The sequence below is a fragment of the Runella aurantiaca genome, from assembly GCF_003339505.1.
Lineage (GTDB): Bacteria > Bacteroidota > Bacteroidia > Cytophagales > Spirosomataceae > Runella > Runella aurantiaca.
Genome location: NZ_QPIW01000009.1, coordinates 64,447 through 82,191 on the forward strand (window position 1 = coordinate 64,447; position 17,745 = coordinate 82,191).

Sequence of the window (17,745 nt, forward strand, 5' to 3'; positions counted from 1 at the left end):
AATTAAGTAGAGTAGAGCGTTCCGGAACACAGTTTATCTTTATCCCTACCAGCGAAGGTAAATAAACGTCCGAAAAACAGTTGTAAAGCCAGCCCTTGTACATTTACATTATAATTTCCCGCCAAATCCGCCCAAAGCAAGCCGACATTCTTTAATTTTACAGCCAACATCCAATTGCTTCTATTTTGCTTTTTAAGAATATACTCGGTCACGACGATACCAAGCGGGCGCTGATTCGCTCCGTACAGAATAACCACGTAGCGCACGCCCAACTTTTTGACGGGCCAGTGGGCGGGGCGGGCATTGCGTTGGCGTGGGCGTTTGCCACCTTTGTCAATTGCGAAGACCGTCAGCCTGACGATGCCTGCGGGCGTTGTGCTTCCTGCTCCAAGATGCGTAAGTTGGTCCACCCCGATGTGTATCATATCTTTCCATTGCCTCGTACTCCCAAAGAAGGAGAGGATTTATTGGGTGAACTAACGCCCAAATGGCGTGCTTTTTTGGAAGAACATCCTTACCGAGCGCTCCCCGAATGGTTGGCATACATCAACGCCACGGGCAATCAGCAGGGAATTATTCCCATCAAAGAATCGAGGAGTATTGTTAGTAAGCTGTCACTCAAAGCGTTTGAGGGGGAGTTTAAAATTATGCTCTTTTGGCAACCCGAATTGCTCAATGTACAGGCGGCCAATGCGCTGTTGAAGATTCTGGAAGAACCGCCCGAAAAGACGCTGTTTTTGATTGTTTCCAGTCAATCAGACAAGTTATTGACTACCATTATCTCACGTACACAGCGGGTAGCCATTCGTGCCTTTACGGATGAGGAAGTGACGCAGTTTTTGGCCCAAAAAGGGATTGATGAGCGACGGGCGCGGCAGATTGCGTACCTCTGCGAAGGAAATCTTGCCGAGGCCATGCGTCTGACCAACGAGACGGAAGACGACCGCCACGCGTGGTTTGCGCAATGGATGCGTAAATGCTACTCGCGCGATTTTGTGTCCTTGGTCAAACTTGCGGATGAATTTGATACATTGGGCAAAGAAAAACAAAAAGGGATTTTCGACTATACCCTCAACCTGTTTCGGGATTTGTTTTTGTGGCAAAACGGCGTGGAAGAATTGCTACGGTTGCAGGATGAAGAGCTGAGTTTTGTGCAAAAATTTGGGAAGGCTGTCAACCCAGGAGCCATCGAGTTACTGATTCAGGAAATCACCGACGGTTACTATCACCTCGAACGCAACGCCCGCGCCAAAGTGTTGTTTCTGGATATTTCATTGACGGCAGCCCGAACGATGCGCGGCTAATCAACTGTTTTTTTTAAGAGAAAGGCAGTTAAAGGTGACTTTTGGGCAATTAAACGGTCTTGAAGGGCAAACACTCTTAAACTTTCAATCATAATGAATATCATCATCACCATCGTCGTTGGGGCCGTTGCCGGGTGGTTGGCAGATTTAGCCTTCAAACGTTTTTCGTTTTCGACCCTTTATCAAATCTTATTGGGTATTGCAGGGGCTTTTGTAGGAGGGTATCTCTTTGACGGAGAATTTCACACCATGCTCGGGTTGCCGGACTTCATAAGCCGGGTTTTGGAAGCTTTTAGTGGAGCCGCCATTATTTTATTAGCGATTATTTTATACCGAAGCCTTACTGCCAAAAAGTAAGTTAAAATCGTTTTATTTTGAAAATTACCAATAAAAGTCATCGGCCAATCTTAGTTGACCGATGACTTTTATTTTATATCCCTTCTTTGCGGTATGTTTTAAGCACACCTTGATTTATTCCAAACAACAATTCGTTGTTTATGGATAAAATGCCTCTTACTTCGCCATTGATATAAAAACCAGAGCTATGCTGGGGAACATAACTAAACGTTCCGTTGCCGTTGTTGTGGAGCAACGTACCAAAATTGGCGTCGTACTGCCCGAGACGGAGACGGGTGCGGAGTTGATTGCCACAAAGGAGCAAATCCTTTTTTCCGTCTTTGTCATAATCCAATGAAATCAGGGCGTGAATGGGAGAGGTCTGGACTTCGATGGGTAATTTTTTGGCCGTAAATTTTCCAGCAGGGCCTTGCTCAAACCAAGTAGTAGCCAAGTGATTGGCTTCCAGTCGCGTGGCACCTTCAAGCTCTGATGATGTAAATACATCTTTGAGCGTAGCGTCAGAATATGTTTTGTAATCAGGATACCGCTTGCCCATGATGGGTAATTGTCCAATCAATTCGTCGCGGGTGATGTAAGGGTAGCTTTTTCCTTGGATGTACGTACACAAAATGGGGTCAATGCGGCCGTTTTGGTCAAAATCCTTGAAATAGAGTTCGGCGGGTTGTTCGGGCGAGGCTTTCACTTGGCTATTGAGCCCCAAATTCCCGACAATTAAGTCCATTTTTCCGTCGTTGTTGAAGTCGTCCACTAGCAGTTTATTCCACCAACCGCTGTAGTTTCGGTCAAAGTATTTATCGGTTTTGTTCTCCAGTTTACCGTTATTGTTTTCAAAAACCGTCAAAGGCATCCATTCTCCTACCACAATCAATTCGGATTTTTTATCTCCGTTGAGGTCGAGCCAAGCGGCGTCGGTCACCATGCCAATTTTTTGAAGCTCAGGGGCCACAGAAGCGGCGGCATCTTTAAAATTGCCTTTGCCGTCGTTGAGCAAAATAAAACTGGGGGGAATTTCGGGATAACTACCGGGCACCACGCGTCCACCCACAAATAAATCGGGTTTTTGGTCCCCGTTTAAGTCAGTCACCCGGACGCAACTTGTACTGACAGGCATGGGCGGAAGAGCGGCTGGGTTTTTGGTAAAATTGCCTTTTCCGTCATTGAAATACAGCGCATCTTGCAACAAAGCATCATTGGGCTCAAAATTGGCATAGCCCCCGTGACAAACATACAAATCGAGAGAACCATCACCGTTGACGTCGAAAAATACCGCGTCGGAGGCATCGCTTTTGGCGTCGATTTCAAAAGCCGCTTGTGGTTTTTTGACGAACCGTGGCGTAGAACCTTTTTGTTGTAAAAACAAGGCCCCTGCCTGTCCGTTACCGCCGCCAACAAATACATCTTCTAAGCCATCACCATTGACATCGGCCTTGGCCAGTGCCGGACCCACGTATGATTGCGGATTGACCATCAGAATCTGCCTTTTAAAATCATTGTAGGCTAAAGCGGGTTGGGCATAACTGATGCCTGATGGAGTTTCTTTAAACAGAGGTTTTTTAGGAGCAGACGCACCGATGGCTTCCTTTGCGTCCTTTTCGTTCAGGGTTAGCCATTGGTCTCCTTTAACGTTGGAAAGGCGCTGTTGTTTGCCGTTGGGCCACAGTACTTTTAGAGAATCAATCGTTATGGCGTTGCCTAATCCAAAATGCAGTACGTTGGAAACGCTCGACTGATACCCACGCATGGGCATTTGCTCTAGGTACTGGGTTTGGCCCTTTTGGTACAAAATAACCTTTGTCCCAATGCCCGAACGGTTGAGTTCATTGCCCACTAATGTCACTTTTAGGTAGTGATTTTTGAGCAATTGTTGGGCTTCGTTTTGGTAGATAAATGCGGACTGATTTACGTTGTTGACCACCAAATCCAAGTCACCGTCGTTGTCTAAATCGGCATAAACGGCTCCGTTGCTGTTGGAATTTTGTCCCAATCCCCACTGCATCCCAACATTTTTGAACGTCAGGTCTTTGTTGTTTTTATAGAGGTAATTCACCACGTTGGATGCGGGCATCTGCTGCACCAGATTCAGCACATCCTGCCGCCCAATGTTGGGTTGGTTTTGCTGAAAATCGTTCATGTATTTCAGAAAATCGAGGTTGGTGTAGTCGCGCAGGTAGCCGTTGGTAATGTAGAGGTCTTTCCATCCGTCGTTGTCATAATCGGCAAAAAGCGCCGCCCAACTCCAATCGGTGTTTGAAACCCCTGCAAGTTGACCAATTTCTGAGAATGCTACTCCTCCCCCTGACTGAGGAGAGGTTGGGAGGGGGGTATTCAACTGCAACATATTCCGCATGTACTGCTTATGAAAACCCGACCGGACTACCATGTCAAATTTCTCATAGTTGTCGGGGGCCATGAGGAGTTTTTGACGGCGATTTTCTTCGGGCAACATATCAAGTGTGAAAATATCTGGCGTGGCGTCGTTGTTCACATCGGCTACGTCATTGCCCATAGAGAAATGAGAGGTATGTTCTATTGCGGTTGTGAGTTGGTCCACAAAACCACCTTTTTTGTTATTTATGTAAAGATGGTCCGGGATGGTATAGTCATTGCTGACGTAAATATCTGGCCAGCCGTCTTGGTTAAAATCAGCGATACCCGCTCCCAGACCGTAGGAGAGGGGAGAACTGTTGATACCCGCTTTGGTGGTGACATCAACGAAACGTTTGCCTTCATTCCGAAAAAGCCGAGAGCCACTTACGGGGTCGTCTTGTTTGTTGAATTCTGCGCTGTTGGATTCATTCAAAACGGGCAGGGACTTTATGTTGTGGTTGAGTAAAAACAAGTCCAAGTCACCGTCGTGGTCGTAGTCGAAAAAGTAGGCATTTGTGCTCGATGAAGGGTCGTTTAGGCCATACTCTACGGCTTGGTCTAGAAATGTTGGAATGCCTTGGGCGTTGTTGCCCTGATTGATAAACAACTCATTGGCTTTCTTTTCCAGGGGAAGATTGCCCGAATGACAAACGAAAATATCCAATTTTCCGTCGCCATTGACATCTGCCATGGTCACTCCAGTCTTCCAGGGGCCTTCGCGCCCGGCGGCTCCCGAGGCGGCGCTGATGTCTTCAAACTGCATTTTTCCTTTGTTGAGGTAGAGTTTGTTGGCGCTGAGGTTGGCGGTAAAGTAAAGGTCTTCCAGTTTGTCACCGTTCAAATCGCCCACCGCAACGCCGCCGCCGTTGTAAAAATACTCATACATCAACACGTTGGTATTGAGGCCTTCATTGATGATATTTTGAAAATCGACATTGGTTTTTTCAGGAGTCAGCAGGGTGAAAAGCGTGGGTTCGGTTACTTCCGTTTGGGTATCTTTTTGTTCTTGGCAACTTGTCGATATGAACAACACAATGATGCACCCTGCGAGCAGTGTAAGATGTTTCATCAATAGAAGATAAAATAAAGCTAAAAAATTTAATGAGGTCTCAAAGCGCCTTTTGGCGCACAAAGCGAGTACAAATTGAGTAAAAATGAATGGTTATAGCAAATGACGAATATTCATTTATTGGGATAATTCACTGCAAAATTGAAGTATTTTTTTGAGATGGTCTTCATTTTCTAGGTCAAGATTTTCGACTTTGAAATAGTCTTCAATGGCCTTTTTATGGGTCGGGAAGAGCTTCAAAAATCCTCCTTTGGTTGTTTTGTAAAATCGGTGGTTTAAGTCCATCAAAAAATACATTTTTTCTTTTGAAAACACTATGTCTCCTTTTGAGGCAAGTTTCTGGACCGAACTATTGCCCGTAGAGAGCATGTTGACTTCTCTAATGGACGACGTGGCGGAGGATTTACCCATGGCGGCCATTTTTTCGACGGCGGCTACTTTAAACATGGTTTTGACCACTAAGTAAGCTTTGGGATACGTAGCCATACGCTCTACATACCCGTGGGCAACGTCATAGTAAAAGGTATTTTCACCAATTTGAATCTGTTTAATGCTTTGTTCATTGGCCAAGGATAAGGTGTCTTTGGTTAGGCTAAGAAATTGTACTTCTCCCAGCTGAAAATTGTAATTGAGTTTCGCGGTTGCGGGAGCAGCGTTGAAAAAAGATACTGTCCCCTCTTTGAATTGAGGATATCGATACCGTTCAGCTACTGGAATGGCGTATTTGAGGTCGGTATCGGCTTTTACTCTGATTGTTTTGGTGTCTTGCGCCTTTAACACCAACGAAAAAACTCCAAAAATGACCGATAAAATAATGCCTGTTTTCATGATTTCTGTTTTTAGGAATAATATTTCTTAATAAACAAATCTACACAAAGTTCTCTGTATGAGGGTATAAATTAAAAAAATCTATGCCCCGCATTTTTTGAGAGCATAGATTTTAAAAGTCTTGGAGAGCTATAAGGCTCTCCAAGTGCTTATGAATCCCAATTAATAACCAGGGTTTTGAAGCAGTTTTGTGTTCCGGTTCATTTCGTTCCGGTCAATTGGTAAATAGTACAGTTTGTCAGCCCAGCTGCGGTTTTCCTTACCTGGATCAATTTCAAATACGGTGTAAGCGTAGTTGTAGTTTTCTTTATCGTATTTATAAAGACTAACCGTTTTGCCAGGCTTGAGTGTACCTACGATGCTGATACCGTTGGCTTTGCGTCCTAAGGTAGTAGGAGCAATCATCCAGCGGCGGGCATCATGAAAACGCTGCTCTTCCAAGTACATTTCAATGCGTTTTTCGTTGCGGAAACGTTGTCTCAGCGCATCTCCTGACTCAGTAATTGCGGGCATACCAGCACGGAAACGAATCTTGTTCAACCAAGTACGGGCTTCTTCGTCCTGACCTAGCTCAATACAAGCTTCGGCGTAGTTGAAGACCATCTCAGTGTAGCGCAAGATAGGCCAAGGTACTTCTTGCCATGTATTTTGGTCAACGATGGCAGGGTTTGGATCGGTAAATTTACGGATATAATAGCCAGTATAGCTTCCGTTCCAGTCTTCGATTGGGCTTTGGCGTGTATCCAAACCAAAGTGGGTTACTTTAGCACCAGAAGCGTTTACGATTTCGTAACGACCTGTTTGGATTTGGCTTGCTGGGTCACGGGGTAAGTTGGCATTGCTGCGCACTTTCCAAGGTGAACCTTCGGTCAAGATAGACGCATAGAAACGAGGGTCACGATTTGCGTAAGGATCAGAAGCTTGGGCAGGGTTTTTCCAGTCAAACTTAGTTCCGTCCATCATTTCGTAATCATCAACCATTACTTGGATAGGGGTATTACCTGCCCAGTTGTTGTAACCGTTAGGACCGTTGAAAAGTCCCTGACGTCCGCCGTTTTCTTGTTTTGCGTTGATAAAATAACGCGCCATCAACAACTCGTTTTGACCGCCATTGCGCGACAATGAGTTGTTCATGTAGTTGGTCGTTCCTTGTTGAGCAGAGACGGGAGCCGTAAGGTTGAGCAGGTTACCATATCCTGACAAATCCAAAACTGCTTTAGCGGCAGCTTTTGCTTTTTGCCAACGGTCGGCCTGTGAGCCTGTCACGTTTGCTACTAATTCAGGTTTTGTGAAAGACGAAAGTACCGTAGATTTAGCTTTCATCTTGGTAGCATCGTGCAAATCGCTGGCATCGTAGGTTAACATACGTGCTTTAAGCGCCAAAGCAGCGGCTTCATTAGCCCGACCAGCAGCCATGCTTTTACCCTTTAAGAGTGCAGCCGCATCGTCCAAATCTTTGACAATAAAGGCGACTGTTTCGGCCCAAGTGTTACGAGTAGCCATGTAATCGGCTTCTCCCAAATCATACGGACGATCCACCAAAGGTACGCCGCCGTAGTAGCGGGCCAACTGATGGTAAAAATAAGCACGCATGAATTTGGTCTCACCCGTCAAACGCTCTACGATGTTGCCCGTGTTGGTAAACTTAGGACTTGCCAGATTTTTGAGGGCAAGGTTACACGAGCGAATGCGCAGGTACATTTGCTGCCAGCTGATTGTGCCGTTTACCCAACCGATGTCGGCGGGGTTTGAACGGCCCTCGGTGATGGTCGTAATACCGCGGCCGGGGTGAGTAAAGATGGTTTCGTCGGTCAACGAAGCCAACATTTGCTCATCAAAACCACCGTTTCCGAAGCCAGCGTAAATTTCAGAAACAAACGCTTCTGCAAGCGCAGCATCCGTCCAAACGGCGTTTTCTGAAAGTTCGTTTAGGGGTTGTGTGTTAACAAAATCGTCGTTACAACTGGTAACAACTACCGTCGCAGCGATAAGGGAAGCGACTAAAAGTTTGTACTGTTTCATTTTTTTCTGGTTAAATGGTTAGAATGCCGCAACAAGACCTACGTTCAGGATTTTTTGCTGAGGATAATACTGTCCAGTAGAGTTATCTGTTTCGGGGTCAAATACCTTTAACTTATCAACCGTAAAAAGGTTTAAACCATTGAAATATACGCGAAGTGTGTTCATTCCGATTTTCTTCACCAAAGTAGCAGGAACATTGTATCCAATTTCCAAGTTTTTCAGGCGGAGGTAGTCGGCATCTCTGAGCCAGTAGTCGTTTCCACCAGAGAAATACTGGTCGTTACGGTTGGCAATGCGTGGGTGTTTGTCGCTTGGATTGTCAATTGTCCAACGATTTTCGTACATGTCCAACAGGTAGTTACCGATGTTACCCATCTCTGCAGCACTTACAAATTGCTGTGCTCCTGCGGCTCCTTGAACCAAGATTGTCAAGTCAAAGTTGCGGTAGCTAGCTGAGAGGTTAACCCCACCCGTAAACAAAGGAATGTTGGTGAAGTTGTTACGTACTTGGTCATCTGGAGTGATTTTTCCGTCACCATTGTAATCTTTGTACTTCATGTCGCCAGGGCGGAGCGTGTTTACGATGGCCTTGTAGTCGATGGTGTTGGCATCAATCGCAGCTTGATCTTTAAATACTCCGTCGTAGAGGTATGTCATGTAGGTAAACATAGGCTTACCGGTTGTTTGCTGCCAAGCAGGGGCTCCCGGAGCTTCATCCCAGAACAAGATTTTGTTTTGAGCATATCCACCGTTCACGCTTACGTTGTACTTGAAGCCATCCTTTTGGTTACGGTAACCGATGTTAAATTCCCATCCTTTGTTGGCTACTTCTCCCAAGTTTTGTCTTGGAAGTGTCAAACCTGTACTTTGTGGAACTGAAGCGTTTTTGGTCCAAAGAATGTTGGTACGCTTGTTTTTGAACACGTCAAATTCGAAGAATACATTACCGTTAAACAGCTGTCCTTCCAAACCTAAGTTAGAGTTTGTGGCTACTTCCCACGTAATTTGGGTGTTAGGGATACGTGCTTCAAACAACGTTTTAGTTTCAGCATTTCCTAAGATATAGCTTCTGAATCCGTAGGTAGAAAGGTACTGATACGAAGGAATTTGGTCATTACCCAATTGGCCGATTGATCCGCGCAATTTTAGGAAATTAACCGCAGGGAGTGCTTTTTTGAAGAATTCTTCTTCCGACAAAACCCAACCTGCCATAATTCCTGGGAAGAAGCCATAACGGGTTTCTTCAGGGAAGATGTCCGAACCATCATAACGCCACAAGAATTCGGCAAGATACTTTTCTTTGAAGTTGTAACCTACACGACCGAAGTAGTTGATACGAGCTGTTTCAAACGCACCACCGTTGTTGTTACGTTGCAAGTCACCACCTGCAAACATTTGATCGAGGGCAGTCGAAAGGAAGAAACGACGGAAGGCCGAGAAGTTATCGCCTTTGATGGTTTCACGGTTGGTACCAGCCAATAAGTTGATGGTGTGATTACCAAGGGTTTTGTCATAAGAAAGCACCGTACCCAACAAGATATTGAGCTGATTGATGTTCACTTGGTTTAGGCTTGGATCAGCAGGTCCTCTTTTGGCAGGAACAAGGTTTGGATTGCCGTTGGCATCTACTCCTGAGCCTTTTTGATACAGCGTCCATGGAATCAACCAAGTTTTGTTGTTTTGTGCCAAATTATCAACGGCCGCATTCATACTCAATTTCAAGCCTTCTACGCCGGGAATCTTGATGTCAAGCTGACCATTTGATTGGAAATAATTGCGGGTATCGCGGTCATAACCAGCCAAGTCAGTTGTGATTACCACGGGATTTTGTCCGTTTTCGATGTCTGGACCCGGACGGCCATCAGGCCAGAAAGCAGGCTCTTGGGGTTTTCCGCGCATCAACATCCGGAAAATAGCACCGGGAGATTGTGTAGAATAACGACGCGCTTCCTGACGACCCACTACGCCCAAGGTCATGGTTACATATTTGTTGATTTTTGCGTCAAAGTTCAAACGCATATCGTACTGCTTATAACCTGTAGACGACTGGATATAGTTGGCATCTTGGTTTTGGTAACCCAATGAAGCCAAGTAAGAAAAGTTTTCGGTACCGCCGTTAAGTTGGAGGTTGTGACGTACCTGTGGCGACCAGCTTTTGAGGGTAGAACCGTACCAGTCAGTGTTGGGGTAGTTCCATGGGTCTGAGCCATCGGCGTATTTCTGGATAGCCTGCGGAGAGAAAGGCGCGTTACGTACAGTACCATTAGGGCGTGTGAATGAGCCCGTTGTTTTGTAGGCTTGGTTGGCAGCGGCCCATTCTGAAGTTGGCAAAGCGTAAATATCCAAGTCGTTGAGCATACTTGTATACTGGGCAGCATTTGTCAACTTAGGAATAACGGTTGGGTTTGACCAACCTTGGTTGAGCGAGTATGACAACTCAGGCTTACCGGTCTTACCACGCTTGGTAGTAATCAAAATAACACCGTTGGCTGCCCGTGAACCGTAGATAGCCGCTGCGGCATCTTTCAATACAGAGATGCTCTCGATGTCGGCAGGGTTGATGCGGTCAAGACCACCAGCGCGGTTAGGGATACCGTCGATTACGATAAGTGCACCGTTGTTGTTCAACGTATTTGAACCCCGGATTCTGATGGCAGAGCCATCACCACCCGGCAAACCGCTGCGGTTTACGGCGGTTACACCCGGTAAGCGCCCAGCCAGAGAGTTGGAGAGGTTGGCCGCTGGCGATTTTACCAAGTCAGTTCCTTTTACCGATACCACAGAACCCGTAACGGTCTCTTTCTTTTGGGTACCATAACCTACTACAACTACCTCACTCAGTGCGGCAACATCTTGCTGCATGGTTACATTTACGGTGATGCCCGAAGGAGTAATTTCCTGTTTGGCAAAGCCGATGGCGCTTAAAACGAGCGTACTTCCGGGAGCCATTCCAATTTTAAAGTTCCCATCTGCGTCAGAGTTGGTACCTTTGGTCGTACCTTTGACCAAAATACTTACCCCGGGTAGTGGTGCACCGGTAGGGTCTTTGATCAGACCCGACACTGTTCGTTCTTGAGCGAACAAGCTCAAATTCGCCCACAAACAGACGAATAGCAGTAGTAATTTCTGCTTCATAGAGTAATTGTTTAGTGTAAAATAGATAAATGAACTTTAAAAACGTACAAATGAACTTCAAAATAAGGAAGAGAATATCATTTTATATCGAATAAATGTTGATATTTTTTTCCAACAACAAAGGTACTAAGCAAAATGTTGTCTGATTGACTCTCTTTTTGCATAAAATCATACTATTTTAACAGAAAATATTGTTTTTTTGGGATAAATGAGATCTGCGAGAATAGCCGATAGGAATATCTCCTTAAAGGGAGAAATACGGGTGATAGGTCGTACTGACAGTGTAGATTTCCCCGATTTGGGCTTGGCGGATGTTCGCGCCAAAATAGATACAGGGGCTTATACTTCCTCCATTCACTGTTATAATATAAAATTGACGAAAGAGAAACTTGTCTTCTATTTGCCAGCGCATAAGGGAGAAAAACGAAAACGATTTGTAGCTAAAGCATTTGAGCTGAAATCCATCAAGAATTCATTTGGACAAACTGAAATGCGTTACGTAATCAAAACGCGGATTGTGATTTTCGGCAAAGCTTTTCAGGCCGAATTTTCCTTGGCTGACCGTGAAAAAATGCGTTACCCCGTATTGCTCGGGCGAAAACTTCTACGAAATCGATTTTTAGTGGATGTTTCTTTAGAAGACCTTTCGCTCACCCAAAAACGAACTGCTGCCGCCGAAGCAGCCCTGCTTTAACAAAAAGATAACCTTGATTCAATCAACTTCCCATTAATTTTACCCCACCGTTATGGCTTCGTTGTGCTATAAATAGCAAAGCTAATCGGTTGATTATGTAACTATTATAATGAAAATTGCCGTTCTTTCTACCAACCCCAAATTATACTCTACCAAACGCTTGGTAGAAGCCATTCGTACGCATGGCCATGAAGCAATTGTAATCAATCACGCTTTGTGTCATGTGATGATTGAAGAAGAAAAACCCGTCATTTTATACAAAAACAAACCTGTTGAAGGCATCGATGCCATTATTCCGCGCATTGGAGCTTCAGTCACCGACTATGGGTGTGCGGTAGTGCGGCAATTCGAAATGATGAAAGTATTTACCACCGTCAAATCTCAGGCCATCATGCGTTCGCGCAACAAGTTGAGAAGCTTGCAAATCCTTTCAAAAGCGGGTGTACAGATTCCTAAAACTGTTTTTGCCAACCAGACAAAAGACATCGAAAGCCTCATTCACTTGGTGGGTGGGCCGCCCGTTATTATTAAACTATTGGAAGGAACCCAGGGCGTAGGGGTGGTTTTGGCGGAATCAGAAACTGCCGCGAAATCAACTATTGAAGCTTTTTATGGACTGAAAACCAACGTCTTGATTCAGGAATACATCGCAGAGTCAAAAGGTGCGGACATTAGGGCTTTTGTGGTTGGCAACAAAATTGTTGCCGCCATGAAACGTCAAGGCAAAGCGGGAGATTTTCGCTCAAACCTCCACCGAGGGGGCAAAGCAACCCCGATTTTATTGACGCCACAGGAAGAAAAAGCCGCCCTTCAAGCTGCAAAGGCCTTGGGGGTGCGCGTGGCAGGGGTTGATATGATTGTGTCGAATCGGGGGCCGATGATTATGGAAGTCAATTCGTCGCCGGGTTTGGAAGGAATCGAAAATTGTACGGGCGTCAATGTCGCCGACTTGATTGTGTCGTTTATTGAAGAGAAAATACCCGCCGACGAAAACGATACCATCGGCGTATAGGGTAAAAATAAGGAGCTTTTATCTTTATCGTAACATTAAACAGGGAATGATTTTGTACTTTTTTCTTGTTAACCGTACGCTAGCACTTAACCTTTGATTAATTCTCTTCCTGTATGCTGGATAAAGCATCTTATGACACCCAACCGAAATGCCTTGTAGCACTGGATTCCATCATTTTCGGTTTTGACGGTGAACTCCTGAAAATTTTGTTGGTAAAACGCGGCCCCAATCTACACGCTGATACGTGGTCGCTGATGGGCGGTTGGTTAAATCCCAACGAGAATTTGGAACAATCGGCCGAGCGTATATTGTTTGAGCTAACGGGGCTGAAAGAGGTCTATTTGGAGCAACTTTACACTTTTGGCGACATCAACCGCGACCCCATCGACCGAACCGTTTCGGTGGCTTATTTTGCCTTGATAAACATTGAACACTACGATTCCAAAATTTCGCAGGCGCACTTTGCCCATTGGTTTCCCGTCAGCGAAATGCCCGATGAACTTTTGTTTGACCACCGCCAAATGATTGATTTGGCGATTCAAAAACTTCGTTATAAGGCGGCACTACACCCGCTTGGTTTTGAACTTTTGCCAGAAAAATTTACGATTCCGCAACTGCAAAAACTGTACGAAGCTATCTTCCAAACGACTTTTGACAAGCGAAATTTTAGCCGTAAAATCCTCTCAACGCACTTGCTTGTAAAGCTCAAAGAAAAGCAAAAGTCCTCAAAGAAAGGCGCTTATCTTTATGAAGTCAATAAAGAAAAGTACAATACATTCAGCAATTCTTTTCTCAATTTTGTCTCAAATCCTGAGTTTTAGTGCTGACGCCAAATCCCAAAATAAGCAACTATCGAAAGAATGAGGGTAATGGTCATTTGGGTGAAGAGAATGACCAAAAAAGCTTTGAGAATTGTAAGCCATTTAGGCCCCCCAAAAAACTGAACTTTTGCCCAAGCCGAAAAAATAAACCAAGCAATCATGTAGATGCTGAGCATGTAAAAATAATACGAACGAAATAAAAGTACCAACGGCGTAAATATCAGAATAAAGAAAACCACGCGAAAGCCCCCTAAAAAGGCTTGAAAGGTGAGGTTTTCTGCATAGTTGTACCCTTTTTGGCGAAAGACCAACCACGAATAAAAGGACGAAATAGGGACGGCAATAAACAAAATAAGGTTAAAATACTTCGAGGAAAGCTCTGTGACGGGGTTGACCTTTTGGCTGTTGTTTTCCATCAAATGAAAATAATGGGTTAGAAACGCCGAAATGGCTACCGTAAGTACCAGATAACTAAATGGGTTATAGTATTTCTTTCGTTTGCCTGCTACATATTCTTTTACTACAATCCCGGGTTTTAGCGCCAATTCTTTGGTCAAATAGATTACTCCTTTGTCGGCGTGGACAAAGGCATGCACTACATCGTGCCAAATGTGGTGCATATCAATACGGTGTATGTGGGCTGATTGACCGCATTTAGCGCAGAAATCATCTTTTGTCCCCAAAGAGTTTTGGCAGTTTTTGCAAATCGCAGAGTTCATAAAAGGTTTATAAAGGAATGGTAGGGCAAGATACAAATTTGGACGAATTGTATTCTTCGAAAATGGCAAAATAGTCTTAGAAACAACCTTGAAACACTTTTTTCTAATAAAAAAACAGTAGCTGTTTAATACCCAGCGCCACTTGAAGATGAAAATTTGAGCCACCTGCATCGCCCACCTCCTCCCGCAAATAGTTAGGTAACGGCGGAGGGTATGGTTGGGTGTTTTGATGCTTTTTAGGTGAGTAGCGATGCGCGATTAACGTACATATCACATGTTGAAATTAAAAACACCCCTGTTGCTTCTGACTTTTAGCGTCTTGTTCAGTTCGGCGATTGCCCAAAACTCCCTTAAAAAAATAAAAGTACAGGGGAATCAGTTTGTAACCGAAGACGGTAAAGTGATGGTATTCAGAGGGCTAAACGTAGCCGACCCCGACAACCTGCACACCAAAGGGCATTGGGAAAAAGCATTTTTTCAGGAAATCAAAAACTGGGGAGCCAACATTGTTCGATTTCCCGTCCATCCTTCCGCGTGGCGAAAACGGGGGAAAACTGAGTATTTGAAATTACTGGATGACGGCGTAAAATGGTCGACGGAATTGGGCTTGTACGTCATCATTGATTGGCATTCGATTGGTAATCTACGGACTGAAATGTACCAATCTGATAATTATGAAACGACCCAAAAAGAAACCTTTGAGTTTTGGCGGACCATGGCCAAGCATTTTAAAGGGAACAACACCGTTGCTTTCTTTGAATTGTTTAACGAACCCACCGTGGCGGGTGGGCAGTTGGGAACGTGTTCGTGGGAACAATGGAAAACCTTAAATGAAGAAATGATTGGCATCGTTCGTGCCCACAGCAACGACGCTATTCCTTTGGTCGCAGGTTTCAATTGGGCCTATGACCTGACTCCCGTCAAAGAAAACCCAATCAATGCTGCTGGCATTGCCTACGTAAGTCACCCATATCCCATGAAAAATGGGGGAAAACCTTGGGAAAACAAATGGCCGACTGATTGGGGATTTGTGGCTAAAAAATACCCGTTGATGCTGACCGAAATCGGTTTTTCAGGAGCTGAAGAAGTAGGGGCACACGTTCCGGTCATCAGCGACGAATCGTACGGTGATGCCATCACCAAATATACTGCTGAGCAGGGCATCAGTTGGGTGGGCTGGGTCTTTGACGACCGCTGGGCACCCCGTATGTTTTCCGATTGGAATTTTACGCCCACAAGGCAAGGAAAATACTTCAAAAAAGCGCTTTTGGAGTATAATTCCAACAAATGAAAGTTAATTTGAAGTCGAGCGACTTTTCTAATTCTAGCCTTTAGGCTGGAGAGGAATAAAAGGGTATGAATGATGGGCTTTAGCCCTGCAGAACAAAAACCTTTACTCAAACTTTAGTGATATTTTATTTCACCAACATTACTAATCCTAATCTATGATGAAAAGATTTCTACTTTTTTGCTTTCTCCTCGTTCAAATTCAAAGCTTTGCTCAACTCAAACTTGCCCGTTTGTTTTCTGACCATGTGGTCTTGCAACGTCAAAAGCCCATTCCTGTATGGGGCTGGGCCAAGCCTAAAGAAAAGGTAACGGTGACGCTGGCGGGACAAAAACAAATTGCTACAGCGGATGCCGCTGGAAAATGGTCGGTGAAATTTACGCCGTTAGAAGCGGGCGGCCCGCACCAGATGACGGTTACGGCTAAATCAGAAAAACTTGAAGTAAACGACATTCTGATGGGCGAAGTGTGGCTTTGCTCTGGGCAGTCAAACATGGAATGGCCCGTTAGACAAGCTGATAACTTTAAATTGGAGAAGAAAAATGCGGATTTTCCGCAGATACGCCACTTTTTTGTGGCGCATGATGTCACTATGCAGCCGCAAACTGATTTGACTTCGGGGGAGTGGAAAATTTGCAATGAAGAAAATGTGGGAAATTTTACGGCCGTTGGATTTTTCTTCGCCCGTGAGCTGTACCAAAAACTCAAGATTCCCATTGGGCTTTTGCATTCGTCGTGGGGTGGTTCGCAATTGGAAGGCTGGCTAAGCAAAGAAGCCATGCTGACCCATGAGGAATTAAAACCTGTTGCTCAAAATTTGCCAAAAACCTGGGAGGAAGCCGACGCGATTCTGGACTTGAAAACGCGGAAACAATTGCTGAAAACGGAAGTAAATTCTACCATGGCCGACGAGAAAAAATACACCGAAGCAGGATACGACTTTTCTAAATGGCACAACGCCGGCAGTCCGATTGGTCAGTGGGATTGGAAAGGAATCTGGATGTTTCGGGGCAAAGGGTTCATGGCCCGGACGGTGGATGTTCCCGAAGAAATGATAGGACAAGCCACTACTTTGGGTTTGGGAATCCAAGATAGTTTCAACGAGATTTACATCAACGGACAATTGGTGTCGCAGGGAATTATGGAAGGAATGCGCAAAATCACCTTACCAGCCAACACGTGGAAAAGCGGTAACAATCAATTGGTCATCAAATTTGGCAATATGGTGCAGTTTCCGTGGTATGGGCTGGGCATCAATGGTACACCCGAAGACTTGTTTGTTAGCGCAAAAGACAGCAAAGTTAGCTTGGCTACGGGTTGGTATCTGATGCCTTCTTTTGCCGAAACTCACACCTACAATCACAGTTGTAACAACGTAGCGACCACGATTTATAACGGAATGATTGCCCCGTTGGTGCCGTTTGCCATTCGGGGTGCATTATGGTATCAGGGAGAGTCCAACGCGGGGCGGGCGTACCAATACCGCCAAACTTTCCCGTTGATGATTAATGATTGGCGGCAAAAATGGAAAGACGAATTTTCATTTTATTTTGTACAGCTTTCGAGCTACGGGGCGTATCAAAACAGCAATGATGGCAGCGATTGGGCCGAACTTCGCGAAGCGCAAACCATGACAATGAGCCTTTCCAAGACGGGAATGGCCGTAACGACCGACGTTGGCAATCCCAAAGATATTCACCCTACCAACAAGCAGGATGTGGGCCACCGCCTAGCCCTCAACGCCCTTAAATCTAATTATGGATTGGAAGTCTTGCATTCTGGACCAATGTATGAATCGGTTCATTTTGAGGAAGATAGGGCCGTTGTTACATTTGATTATACAGGAGAGGGTTTAACGGTTAAAGATAAATTTGGTTACGTAAAAGGTTTTGAAATTGCGGGAGAAGATAAAGTGTTTTACTACGCCAAAGCCGAAATCATTGGCGATAAAGTAGAAGTGTATCACCCCAAAGGACAAAAGCCGATTGCGGTGCGCTATGCATGGGCGAATGCGCCCGAAGATGCCAATTTGTTCAACAGCGAAGGTTTGCCCGCAAGCCCTTTCAGAACAGATGATTGGCCGGGAAAAACGAAAGGTAAGAAGTTTGAGTAAATGCAAAAAACTA

The 17,745-nt window shown here is 45.0% G+C and carries 12 protein-coding genes; 7 read left to right on the forward strand and 5 right to left on the reverse strand.

Features of this window, described 5'->3' with window-relative positions; genetic code table 11:
• Window positions 1-185: 185 nt before the first annotated feature.
• Entirely contained in the window at window positions 186-1,304 is a 1,119-nt protein-coding gene (locus tag DVG78_RS12880; protein WP_114461488.1) for a DNA polymerase III subunit, read from the forward strand.
• Window positions 1,305-1,397: 93 nt separating this feature from the next.
• On the forward strand, window positions 1,398-1,661 hold the full coding sequence (locus DVG78_RS12885; RefSeq protein ID WP_114461489.1) for a GlsB/YeaQ/YmgE family stress response membrane protein: 264 nt from the start codon (window positions 1,398-1,400) through the stop codon (window positions 1,659-1,661).
• A gap of 73 nt (window positions 1,662-1,734) precedes the next feature.
• Here the strand turns inward: DVG78_RS12885 and DVG78_RS12890 are convergent, their stop codons facing one another.
• The 4 genes from DVG78_RS12890 to DVG78_RS12905 all read right to left on the reverse strand — a co-directional run bounded on the left by DVG78_RS12890 (window position 1,735) and on the right by DVG78_RS12905 (window position 11,085).
• On the reverse strand, window positions 1,735-5,100 hold the full coding sequence (locus tag DVG78_RS12890) for a VCBS repeat-containing protein (protein WP_114461490.1): 3,366 nt from the start codon (window positions 5,098-5,100) through the stop codon (window positions 1,735-1,737).
• A 117-nt stretch (window positions 5,101-5,217) separates the two neighbouring features.
• Window positions 5,218-5,928 (reverse strand): hypothetical protein, encoded by a 711-nt coding sequence (locus DVG78_RS12895; protein WP_114461491.1) that lies wholly within the window; start codon window positions 5,926-5,928, stop codon window positions 5,218-5,220.
• Window positions 5,929-6,090: 162 nt separating this feature from the next.
• Complete coding sequence (locus DVG78_RS12900) at window positions 6,091-7,950, reverse strand: RagB/SusD family nutrient uptake outer membrane protein (protein ID WP_114461492.1); 1,860 nt, start codon at window positions 7,948-7,950, stop codon at window positions 6,091-6,093.
• A gap of 18 nt (window positions 7,951-7,968) precedes the next feature.
• Entirely contained in the window at window positions 7,969-11,085 is a 3,117-nt protein-coding gene (locus DVG78_RS12905; RefSeq protein WP_114461493.1) for a SusC/RagA family TonB-linked outer membrane protein, read from the reverse strand.
• Window positions 11,086-11,293: 208 nt separating this feature from the next.
• On the opposite strand from DVG78_RS12905, the gene DVG78_RS12910 reads away from it, so the two are divergent.
• The 3 genes from DVG78_RS12910 to DVG78_RS12920 all read left to right on the forward strand — a co-directional run bounded on the left by DVG78_RS12910 (window position 11,294) and on the right by DVG78_RS12920 (window position 13,612).
• On the forward strand, window positions 11,294-11,779 hold the full coding sequence (locus DVG78_RS12910; RefSeq protein ID WP_114461494.1) for an ATP-dependent zinc protease family protein: 486 nt from the start codon (window positions 11,294-11,296) through the stop codon (window positions 11,777-11,779).
• 109 nt (window positions 11,780-11,888) lie between these two features.
• Window positions 11,889-12,791 carry a 30S ribosomal protein S6--L-glutamate ligase gene (gene rimK, locus DVG78_RS12915; protein WP_114461495.1) on the forward strand — a complete coding sequence of 301 codons (903 nt, stop codon included), beginning with the start codon at window positions 11,889-11,891 and terminating at the stop codon, window positions 12,789-12,791.
• Window positions 12,792-12,904: 113 nt separating this feature from the next.
• Window positions 12,905-13,612 (forward strand): NUDIX hydrolase, encoded by a 708-nt coding sequence (locus DVG78_RS12920; protein WP_114461496.1) that lies wholly within the window; start codon window positions 12,905-12,907, stop codon window positions 13,610-13,612.
• Here DVG78_RS12920 and DVG78_RS12925 read toward each other — a convergent pair.
• Complete coding sequence (locus DVG78_RS12925) at window positions 13,609-14,331, reverse strand: DUF3667 domain-containing protein (RefSeq protein ID WP_158550022.1); 723 nt, start codon at window positions 14,329-14,331, stop codon at window positions 13,609-13,611. The two genes, DVG78_RS12920 and DVG78_RS12925, sit on opposite strands and share 4 nt — an antisense overlap.
• A 274-nt stretch (window positions 14,332-14,605) precedes the next feature.
• On the opposite strand from DVG78_RS12925, the gene DVG78_RS12930 reads away from it, so the two are divergent.
• Both DVG78_RS12930 and DVG78_RS12935 read left to right on the forward strand, forming a co-directional pair.
• On the forward strand, window positions 14,606-15,622 hold the full coding sequence (locus DVG78_RS12930; protein WP_114461498.1) for a glycoside hydrolase family 5 protein: 1,017 nt from the start codon (window positions 14,606-14,608) through the stop codon (window positions 15,620-15,622).
• A gap of 154 nt (window positions 15,623-15,776) precedes the next feature.
• The gene (locus DVG78_RS12935; protein WP_199563244.1) at window positions 15,777-17,732 is read left to right on the forward strand and encodes a sialate O-acetylesterase; all 1,956 of its coding nucleotides are present in this window, start codon (window positions 15,777-15,779) and stop codon (window positions 17,730-17,732) included.
• Window positions 17,733-17,745: the final 13 nt, after the last annotated feature.

What these genes read in the sequence shown, in the direction of transcription:
- DVG78_RS12885 (WP_114461489.1), top strand. Translation starts at nt 1,398, where the DNA reads ATGAATATCATCATCACCATCGTCGTTGGGGCCGTTGCCGGGTGGTTG.
- DVG78_RS12890 (WP_114461490.1), bottom strand. Translation starts at nt 5,100, where the DNA reads ATGAAACATCTTACACTGCTCGCAGGGTGCATCATTGTGTTGTTCATA.
- DVG78_RS12895 (WP_114461491.1), bottom strand. Translation starts at nt 5,928, where the DNA reads ATGAAAACAGGCATTATTTTATCGGTCATTTTTGGAGTTTTTTCGTTG.
- DVG78_RS12900 (WP_114461492.1), bottom strand. Translation starts at nt 7,950, where the DNA reads ATGAAACAGTACAAACTTTTAGTCGCTTCCCTTATCGCTGCGACGGTA.
- DVG78_RS12905 (WP_114461493.1), bottom strand. Translation starts at nt 11,085, where the DNA reads ATGAAGCAGAAATTACTACTGCTATTCGTCTGTTTGTGGGCGAATTTG.
- DVG78_RS12910 (WP_114461494.1), top strand. Translation starts at nt 11,294, where the DNA reads ATGAGATCTGCGAGAATAGCCGATAGGAATATCTCCTTAAAGGGAGAA.
- rimK (WP_114461495.1), top strand. Translation starts at nt 11,889, where the DNA reads ATGAAAATTGCCGTTCTTTCTACCAACCCCAAATTATACTCTACCAAA.
- DVG78_RS12920 (WP_114461496.1), top strand. Translation starts at nt 12,905, where the DNA reads ATGCTGGATAAAGCATCTTATGACACCCAACCGAAATGCCTTGTAGCA.
- DVG78_RS12925 (WP_158550022.1), bottom strand. Translation starts at nt 14,331, where the DNA reads ATGAACTCTGCGATTTGCAAAAACTGCCAAAACTCTTTGGGGACAAAA.
- DVG78_RS12930 (WP_114461498.1), top strand. Translation starts at nt 14,606, where the DNA reads ATGTTGAAATTAAAAACACCCCTGTTGCTTCTGACTTTTAGCGTCTTG.
- DVG78_RS12935 (WP_199563244.1), top strand. Translation starts at nt 15,777, where the DNA reads ATGATGAAAAGATTTCTACTTTTTTGCTTTCTCCTCGTTCAAATTCAA.